This window comes from Streptomyces sp. NPDC001156, from assembly GCF_053598275.1.
In genome coordinates this window covers 1-5305 of record NZ_JBSFJX010000345.1, presented here as the reverse complement: position 1 = coordinate 5305, position 5305 = coordinate 1, and the positions used below count along the sequence as shown (strand labels likewise).

General features: G+C 67.9%; 6 protein-coding genes and 2 pseudogenes. 5 read left to right on the top strand and 3 right to left on the bottom strand.

Annotated elements, in window-relative coordinates:
- Positions 1-210: 210 nt before the first annotated feature.
- Positions 211-1113, bottom strand: a complete 903-nt coding sequence (locus ACWDA7_RS49810) for an alpha/beta hydrolase (protein ID WP_450614463.1) — start codon at positions 1111-1113, stop codon at positions 211-213.
- 438 nt (positions 1114-1551) lie between these two features.
- On the opposite strand from ACWDA7_RS49810, the gene ACWDA7_RS49805 reads away from it, so the two are divergent.
- Together ACWDA7_RS49805 and ACWDA7_RS49800 are read left to right on the top strand one after the other, a co-directional pair.
- The gene (locus tag ACWDA7_RS49805) at positions 1552-2382 is read left to right on the top strand and encodes an enoyl-CoA hydratase/isomerase family protein (protein ID WP_450614461.1); all 831 of its coding nucleotides are present in this window, start codon (positions 1552-1554) and stop codon (positions 2380-2382) included.
- Between the two features lie 228 nt (positions 2383-2610).
- On the top strand, positions 2611-3012 hold the full coding sequence (locus ACWDA7_RS49800; protein ID WP_450614459.1) for a tautomerase family protein: 402 nt from the start codon (positions 2611-2613) through the stop codon (positions 3010-3012).
- A 149-nt stretch (positions 3013-3161) separates the two neighbouring features.
- Here ACWDA7_RS49800 and ACWDA7_RS49795 read toward each other — a convergent pair whose 3' ends face one another.
- The gene (locus ACWDA7_RS49795; RefSeq protein WP_450614457.1) at positions 3162-3608 is read right to left on the bottom strand and encodes a winged helix-turn-helix transcriptional regulator; all 447 of its coding nucleotides are present in this window, start codon (positions 3606-3608) and stop codon (positions 3162-3164) included.
- Positions 3609-3654: 46 nt separating this feature from the next.
- On the opposite strand from ACWDA7_RS49795, the gene ACWDA7_RS49790 reads away from it, so the two are divergent.
- Positions 3655-3879 carry a hypothetical protein gene (locus ACWDA7_RS49790; RefSeq protein ID WP_450614455.1) on the top strand — a complete coding sequence of 75 codons (225 nt, stop codon included), beginning with the start codon at positions 3655-3657 and terminating at the stop codon, positions 3877-3879.
- Positions 3876-4061, top strand: coding sequence for a hypothetical protein (locus ACWDA7_RS49785; RefSeq protein WP_450614465.1), 186 nt, complete (start codon positions 3876-3878; stop codon positions 4059-4061). The genes ACWDA7_RS49790 and ACWDA7_RS49785 overlap by 4 nt, the downstream gene beginning before the upstream one ends.
- On the opposite strand, the pseudogene ACWDA7_RS49780 reads toward ACWDA7_RS49785, so the two are convergent.
- Positions 4043-4352: pseudogene (locus ACWDA7_RS49780) on the bottom strand (transposase); the annotation flags it as partial. The gene ACWDA7_RS49785 and the pseudogene ACWDA7_RS49780 overlap by 19 nt on opposite strands.
- 566 nt (positions 4353-4918) lie before the next feature.
- Here ACWDA7_RS49780 and ACWDA7_RS49775 point away from each other — a divergent pair.
- Positions 4919-5305 (top strand): annotated as a pseudogene (locus ACWDA7_RS49775) (hypothetical protein); the annotation flags it as partial.

The window sequence follows — 5305 nt, the reverse complement described above, 5'->3', positions numbered from 1 at the left end:
GAAGTCGATCACCACCCCCAACCTCGGACGGAGCATCAACTACCACCCCGTCAAGGCCCGCTCACCTGCGAGAACGAAGTTGGGACACGCTCAATGGGCAGTGAAGCGGGGCACCGCCAGGCCCACGCCGGCCCGTCGAGGCCCTGAAAGAGACTGCGGGCCCCGCTTCGAAGGCAGGGCGCCCCGGATACGTGGGCGCCGCAAACAGACCTAACGGGCGTGGAGATGGGTCCGGAAGAAGCGGATGGCGGCAGAGGTGCTCGCGTCGAAGCCGGCGAGGTAGGGATCGAAGTGGCCGCCGGGTATGACGACGAGTTCCTTGGGTTCCAGGGCACGTTCATAGGCGCGGAATGCCAGGTCGGTGGGGGCGACGGTGTCGTGGGTGGCGACCAGCATCATCAGGGGAGTTGGGGAGATCTGGTCGATCCAGTAGCCGGGGTCGTACGACCTGAAGCGGCGGTTGGACTGGACCGTGACGCTGTTCTCCCACAACCCCTCGGGAGCGCTGTGTCCTAGGTAGAAGTCGATGGCGTCGGTGGCGCGGTACGAGGCGGTCGTGGAGACGTTGTCGCTGACGAATGCCTGGGTGGCCGGCGGCTCGCCCTGGGCCTGGGCGAGTGCGTCGGCGGCGAAGGACTCGTCGAGTTGCCGCGTCAGGTGCGGCGGTACGCGCCGGCGGCTGGTCTCGGAGCCGCTGATGGTGGGGACCTGGGAGTAGACGGCCTTGATCCTCCGGTCGGTGGCTCCCAGGACGAGGGCGTGTCCGCCGGAATAGCTGGATCCCCACAGGCCGATGCGGTCGGCGTCGACGCTGTCGAGCGTCTGGAGGTGCGAGATGACGCGTCGCCAGTCCTCGATCTGCTGATGGGGGTCGATGTCGTGGCGGGGTGTGCCGGTGCTGTCGCCGAAGCCGCGGTGGTCGTGGAGCGAGACCGCGAATCCGGCTTCCGCGAGCTCTCGGGCAATGGGCTCGATGTTGTGGTACTTCGTGCCACCGAAGCCGTGCGACATCGTGATGGTGGGGTGGGGTCCGGGTCCGTCCGGCAGGAACAGCCATGCGTGCAGCACGGTTCCGTCGGGCAGATGAATGAGCTCGTCGTTGCGCTCGGCCATGGTGGTTCTCCTTGCCTGGTGGGGTTCTTGTGGGAGCGATGACGGCAGTGCGTCGGTCCGGATGACCCGTTGAGCTAGGCCGTGTGGCGGCCCGGTCCTTCGGGCGTCGGTTCGGTCGGACGCGCCGATGCCGTCGACGCAGCACCTCCGTCGGGAACGCCGGTCGATCGTTCGCTGATCGCCGATCGTTCGCCGGTGCCGGATGGGTCGCCCCGGCCACGAAGGGCTCGACGCGAGCGGTGCGAGACGGTCCCAAGTGGCCTCAACGGGATGGCTGCGGCTGTCGTGACCTGGGTGAACGGCGTGGTCGCGGCCCCGGTCGCCTTCGAGAAGGCCGGTCAGTCTCTCCCTCAGCACTCTGGTTGCACTTTTAAACCGATGATGTCAGCCTAGAGCACGTCGTTCGCGTATCGCAAACAGGAAATACATCATGAAGTGATGACAATGCGGGACTACGAGACCATCAAGACGAAACCGGACGACGGTGTGCTGTGGGCCACGATCGACAACCCGCCACTCAACCTGATCGACGAGCGGTTCGTCAGGGATCTGATCGCACTCCTCGACGACACGGAGGCCGACGGCGGCGCGCGGGTGGTGGTGTTCCGGAGCGCCGACCCCGACTTCTTCATCCCGCATGTGGACGTCCGGCGGATCGCCCAGTACACGGCGGTGGCGGCGACCTCCGGCGGCCCAGACGACATCAGCCTCGGCGCGCTGTACCGCCGGCTCAGCGAGGCACGGCCCGTCACCATCGCGCTCCTCGAGGGCCGGGCGCGCGGCGCGGGTGCGGAACTCCTCTACGCGTGCGACATGCGGTTTGCGTCCCTGGAACGCGCCGTGATCGGCCAGATCGAAGTCGGCACCGGGCTCTTTCCGGGGGCAGGTGCGGTCCAGCAGATCGTCCGTCTCGCCGGACGAGGCCAGGCGATGCAGGTGATCCTCGGGTCCGAAGACCTCGACGGCCGTGAGGCCGAGCGCATCGGATTGGTCAACAAGGCGCTGCCTGATGAGCAGTTGATGCCCTACGTCGAGTGGCTCGCCAAGCGGATCGCGGGATTCCCGGAAGCCGCGGTGCGGCTCGCCAAGCGCCGGATCAACGCGGCCGGCCTCCCTCCCAAGGAAGACGTCCAGGTGGACTCGGGCTTCTTCCAGATCCTGGCACGTGACACATCGAGCGCCGCCCGGCTCGGCACCCTCATGCAGCGCGGAATGCAGGAACGTTCCCGCACCGAACTCGACTTCGGCGCGGTACTCGGCGAGCTGTGAGCAGCCCGGGCCGAAGGGGCCCGGCCGGCCCGACCACGCGCCCGTCCCGAACCGCACGCTCGCCCCGGACCGGATCGCCTCGTGGCAGCGGACACCTCACGCCGCCCACCGGCCCGAGGTGCCACGACTCGCATCAAGGCCGGGGCGTCACCGTCCTTCCGGCGCCCCGGTCCGGCCGCTCCCTCACGAAACCGAAACACCCCCATCCCACTCCCGTAGGAGCCCGTCATGCCCGTTTTCAACGCTCACGTTCCAGCCGGCCGCTACTCGCCGGACCAGAAGCGCGCACTCGCCGACGCGCTCAACCAGTCGCTGGTACAGGCACTCGGAATCCCCGAGGGTGACCCATTCATCATGATCAGCGAGCATGGCGAGAACGAGCTGTACCTCGATCCGGCCTTCATGGGGATGCAGCGCAGCGACGACGCCATGATCATCACTCTTCTCCTGGGTGCCCATCGGCCTCTCGAGAACAAGCGGGCCGTGGCCGCAGCCATCAACAGACTGGTGGTCGAGGCCCTGCGCATCTCACCCGACGACGTGTTCATCGCGCTGATTCCGGTCCCGAACGAAAGCTTCTCGTTCGGAAGGGGTGAGCTTCAGCTCGCCGAGGGCGAGCCGCGTTGGTGACCCTGCCGCCCCGGCGCGCAACGGGCACCCTGTCCGTACGCCGTCGCCGGGGCGGCGCATCCCGGCGCTCCGCAGTCGCGCCATGGGACCGCCGTGCCGAGGTGCCGCGGTGCCCTCCGGACCAGACGGGGTCGGCAAGCGTGCCGGCCTCAGGCGGGGGACGCGCCGACCTGGACGTCGTCGGGTCCCAGGGACCGCCCGTCCTGGGCGCGCAGCCCGAGGGCGGCCACCGGCAGGCCGTCGCGCTTGTCGACGAGAGCGAGCCGCTCCTCGTCGGGTTCGAACAGGAACTCTTCGCCCCACTGCCGCAGCGCCACGAGCGGGACCCGCAGGGCCTTGCCCTTCTCGGTGAGCCGGTACTCGCTGTAGGCGCTGCCGTCGGACGCCGGCGCGAGGGTCAGCACCTCACGTTCGACGAGCTTGGCCAGGCGCGCGCTGAGGATGTTCTTGGCGCAGCTGAGACTGCGCTGGAACTCACTGAAGCGGGTCATACCGGCCAGTGCGTCCCGGACGATGAGCAGCGACCACCAGTCACCGATGTCACTGAGTGAGCGAGCGATGGGGCAGGTGGCCCCGCTGAGGTCCGTCTTGCGCACGTATGCCACCTCCCGAAAATGCTAGTTGCACAATTAAACCATATGCTTGGCGCGCCTGTCCTGGATCACCTCGATCGATTGCCGAGGGAGCCATCATGTTCCACGGCCTCAGCGCCTTCCCCTGACACTCACCGACGAGCAGGGCATCGACTACACCGCGTACGCATCGCTCGTGGCCCGCCTCGCGGCGGCCGGAGTGGACTCCATCGGGGCGCTCGGCTCCACCGGCGGTTACGCCTACTCACCTGCGAACAGCGCGCCTGCACCGTGAGAGTCGCGGTCGAGGCCGCCGACGGCGTTCCCGTCATGGTCTCCATCGGCGCGGCGCGCACCTCTCACGTCCTGGATCTGGCCGAGGACACCCAGAAAGCCGGCGCGTGGGCGGCGCTGCTCGCACCGGTGACGTACCAACCGCTCACGGACGGCTCGCTTCCGCCGTCTCGCCTGTGGTGAGCACGGACGGCCGCGGAGTCCGCGCTGACCAGGGATAAGTCTGTCTTGCCCTGGCGGACGGCTTCGGCGATCAGGCCCTCCAGCAGGGCAGTGAAGACACCGGCGTTCCGCCAGACCCGGAAGCGTCCGTAGATGGTCGGCCAGGCCCGAACTCGTCCGGCATCTCGCGCCACTGCGCGCCTGTCCTGAACCGCCAGATGCAGCCGCTCGGGGTACGGGGCCGTACTCGCCTATCGGCAGGAACGGCTCGATCAACTTCCAATGCTCGTCGGTGAGTTGCCTGCGTGTCACGATCGTCTTCCAACCGGATCCACCTTCCAGACGGATCCGGATCTGCAAGATTGATCACGACATCACACAGGCCCCAGCCGTCCCTGGGCGAGGTGCAGTCAATGGGGCGGAGGCCTGCGCGGTTCGTGGCGACGTGTTGTCTGCACGCCGTTGCGTAGACGGCCGCAGCCTGCCCTGGCAGGCGATTGCGCACCTCGGCACCTGGGCTGCGCTGCGCGGAGACCCGTGCTTGGCGCACCGGTCCTCAGGTCGCCTTTGCGGGCATTCAGCTGATCGGCTTGGCGCTGTCCGCTGTGGAGGCGGCGCTGACCCGGTACGCCGAAGATTACGGCATCGGTTTGGTCATCGGCTGCGGCGGAGACCTGGGACCGGATGGGCTCAACCATGTACGTGCGGGCCGCCAGAGCCGGGGATGCCGTGGTCAGCGAGGCCCGGTTCTGTGCACCGGACTGGGACGACCACGGCTGACGCCACACGACCGCGTGATCGCCTCAGGCGCAAGCACCACCACCGAACAAGGGCGTTTCGCTGCGAGAGGGTAGTAGACCGGGGCATGATCGGGATCCATGCGGTGGTCATGGATCTACCTGCTGTCGCGCAGGTCTCTGGAGCTGGCAGGCCTCAGGTTCCTGGGCAATGCGGCAAAAGATGTTGAACTGCTGGTCCTTCGGCACCAGCTCGCAATGCTCCAACGCCGAGTCGGCCAACCCAAGTTGGAACCGGCCGATCGGGTCCTGCTGGCGGCCCTGTCGCGTCTGCTGCCCAGGCAGAGCTCGAGCAGCTTCTTCGTCACCCCCGCGACGCTGCTGCGCCGGCACCGGGAGCTGATCGCCGACAGGTGGACCTACCCTCACAGGCGGCCGGGTCGGCCGCCGATATCGGTGGAGACGCGGGAGCTGATCCTGCGTCTCGCGCGGGAGAACCCGTTGTGGGGACACCGCAGAGTGCAGGGA